The 3,151-nt window shown below is 50.7% G+C and carries 2 protein-coding genes; both read left to right on the top strand.

The window, feature by feature from the left end; genetic code table 11:
- On the top strand, nt 1–1,100 hold a 1,100-nt coding region (locus ACOJTG_RS14630), incomplete at its 5' end, for an efflux RND transporter periplasmic adaptor subunit (RefSeq protein WP_420154507.1).
- 7 nt (nt 1,101–1,107) lie between these two features.
- Nucleotides 1,108–3,151, top strand: a 2,044-nt coding sequence (locus ACOJTG_RS14625) for an efflux RND transporter permease subunit (RefSeq protein WP_420154506.1), incomplete at its 3' end; no start/stop codon positions are given.

Here is a 3,151-nt window from a genome sequence, read left to right as displayed (position 1 = left end):
TTAATGGCCTGACACTCGCTCTGTTGGGCGGTCTTGTGCTGAGCTGCAATCAAAAGCCCGAGCAACAGACCCAAAACGTTCCCCAGGCCGATTCTACCCATTGTCTGGCCAAGGAGGTAACCACTCAAACGACCGAAGTAAAAGCGACGACGCCCATTCAGAAGATTTCACTGACGGGAAAAGTCAATTACAATCCCGACAAGGTTGTTCGGTTTGTACCGCTCATCGATGGTGTGGTGAGTAAAGTCAACTTTACGCTGGGGGACTACGTGAAGAAAGGCCAGGTCATGCTCGAACTACGCAGCTCGGAACTAACTAACCTGAGTACAGATCTGAAAACGGCTCAGGCCAACCTGCGAACCGCCGAACGGAACTTGGCTTCGGTCAAGGAAATGTACGAAGATAAACTGGCTACGGAAAAAGAGCTGGTCGTGGCCGAAAGCGAAGTAGATGTGGCCAAGCAAGGCATCATCAAAGCTCAGGAAACGCTAAACCTGTACGGCGGTAGTCTGGAAAAAGGGGTACTCGTCGTCAAAGCTGCCAGTAACGGCTATGTCGTGGAGAAAAACATCGTTGTCGGGCAACAGGTGGAAGCGGGTGCCGATGCCCTGTTTACCATTTCTGACCTGAAACAGGTGTGGGTTACGGCAAACATCTACACGGGGCAGTTGGGACAGGTGAAAGAAGGAATGCCCGTCGAGATTACCACAACGGCGTACCCCAATACTGTTTTCCACGGAAAGATCAGTCGTTTTTCCAATGTCTTCGATCCGAACGAACGCGTTCTGAAAGCTCAGATTTTCCTGGATAATCCCGGTTTGCTGCTGAAGCCCGAAATGTTTGTCATTATCCGCGTACAAAAAACGGGTAACGAAACGACGCTGGCCGTTCCTACGCAAGCCGTCGTGTTCGATGAAGACCGCTATTTCGTCGTAAAGTACCAGGACGAATGCAATCTCGAGCTGGTTAACCTGACGCCCCTCTTCCAGAATGGTGACTCCACGTACTTCCACGGAGGCGTACGGGTAGGAGATAAAATTCTGACTAAAAATCAATTGCTGGTTTATAATCAGTTGAAGCAAACTAAAGCCGCACACTGAGTCTGTTATGTCCAAATTTGTCGAAAAGATTGTAGCCTTTTCCCTGAGAAACCACATTCTGGTCTTTTTTATGACCTTTTTGCTGGTGGGTGCCGGGATTATCAGCTACATGAACACGCCCATAGAAGCCTTTCCAGACGTCACCAACACCCGGGTTCGAATCATTACCCAGTGGTCCGGTCGGAGTGCGGAAGAGGTAGAGAAATTTATTACGTTGCCCATCACCCGGGAGATGAATACGATCCCGAAGAAGACCGAAGTACGTTCGGTTTCGCTGTTTGGGCTGTCGGTGGTAACCGTACTGTTTGACGAGAAGGTCGATGACTTTTACGCCCAGCAGTACGCTTCCAATCGGATCAATAATGTGAATATGCCCGAGGGAGCGGATGCGGAAATTGAACCGCCCGCCGGTGCGACGGGGGAAATTTTCCGGTACGTACTCAAGGGTGACCTGCCGATTCGGGAATTATCTGCTCTCCAGGAGTGGGTGGTTGAACGGGAGCTGGTAGGGGTACCCGGCGTGGCTCAGGTGGTCAGCTTTGGCGGGGAAGAAAAAATCTACGAAATACAGGTAGACCCGGTTGAACTGGCCAACTACAACCTGACGTCCCTGGATGTTTTTGAAGCCGTTTCCAAAAGTAACATCAACGTCGGTGGCGATGTCATTACCAAGGGCAGCCAAGCCTATGCGGTACGCGGCGTGGGTTTACTGGAAAGTACGGCCGACATCGAAAATATCCTGATTGAGAACGTCAACGGTACGCCCGTAACCGTAGGGAACGTCGCCAAGGTAAACATTACGGCGAAACCCCGGTTGGGTCAGGTCGGTTTGCAGGACGAAGATGATCTGGTAGAAGGGATTGTGATTATGCTACGGGGTGAAAATCCAAGTGCCGTCATTGATAACCTGAAGCTGAAAATTGATGACCTCAACAACCGGATTCTTCCTAAGGGCGTAAAAATCGAACCGTTCCACGACCGTTCCGAACTGGTCACCACAACGGTGGATACGGTAACGCACAACCTCGTGGAGGGGATTGTACTGGTCTCGGTATTCGTTTTTGTTTTTCTGGTCAACTGGCGAACGACGGTAATCGTCGCTTCCGTGATTCCGCTGGCCTTCCTGTTTGCGATCATCATGTTACGCGTGCAGGGGGTTCCGGCCAACCTGATTTCCATCGGTGCCGTTGATTTCGGCTTGCTGCTGGAAGGAACGATGGTGATGGTGGAGACGGTTTTCGTGGGACTCGACCGGCGGGCTCATGAACTGGGCATGGAGCGGTTTAATAAAATCTCGAAACTCGGGATTATTAAACAGAGTGCCCGCACGGTCGCCAAATCCATCTTCTTTGCCCAGATTATCCTGATCGTGGCCCTGCTGCCCATCTTTACCTTCCAGAAAGTAGAAGGCAAGATGTTTACGCCGCTGGCCTTTACCCTCGGTTACGCCCTCATTGGCTCGGCTGTGCTGAGTCTGACGTACGTACCTGCCATGTGTAAGGTACTGTTACGCAAAAACATCAAGGATCCTGAAAACCCGATTACCGATTTTTTCCGGAACGGTATTTACAAGCTCTTCGCGGGGGCGTTTCGGATGCCGAAGGCGACCATCGCCGTATTTATTGGATTATTTGCCGTTTGTATGCTTAGCTTCGGGCGACTAGGCTCGGAGTTTATTCCCAAGCTGAACGAAGGGGCTCTGTACATTCGGGCTACGTTGCCCAACAGTGTAAGTCTTCAGGAATCGGTAAAATTGACGAAAGAGATGAAGGCGAAGTTTCGGTCGTTTGAAGAAGTTCGCTTTGTACTCACCCAGACTGGACGACCCAATGACGGTACCGATCCAACCGGATTCTTCAACGTGGAATTTCACGTTCAGCTCTATCCGAAAGAAGAGTGGAAGCGAAACGTTTCCAAAGAGGAACTGCTGGAAGAAATGGAAAAATCGCTCAGCGTATACCCCGGAACCATCTTCAGCTTTAGTCAGCCGATTATGGATAACGTGGAGGAATACGTAGCGGGAGTGAAAAGCTCGCTGGTGGTCAAGGTAT

This window comes from Siphonobacter sp. (assembly GCF_048595215.1).
Classification (GTDB): Bacteria; Bacteroidota; Bacteroidia; order Cytophagales; family Spirosomataceae; genus Siphonobacter.
Note: the sequence above shows the minus strand (reverse complement) of the source record. Positions and strands in the feature narration are given on the sequence as shown.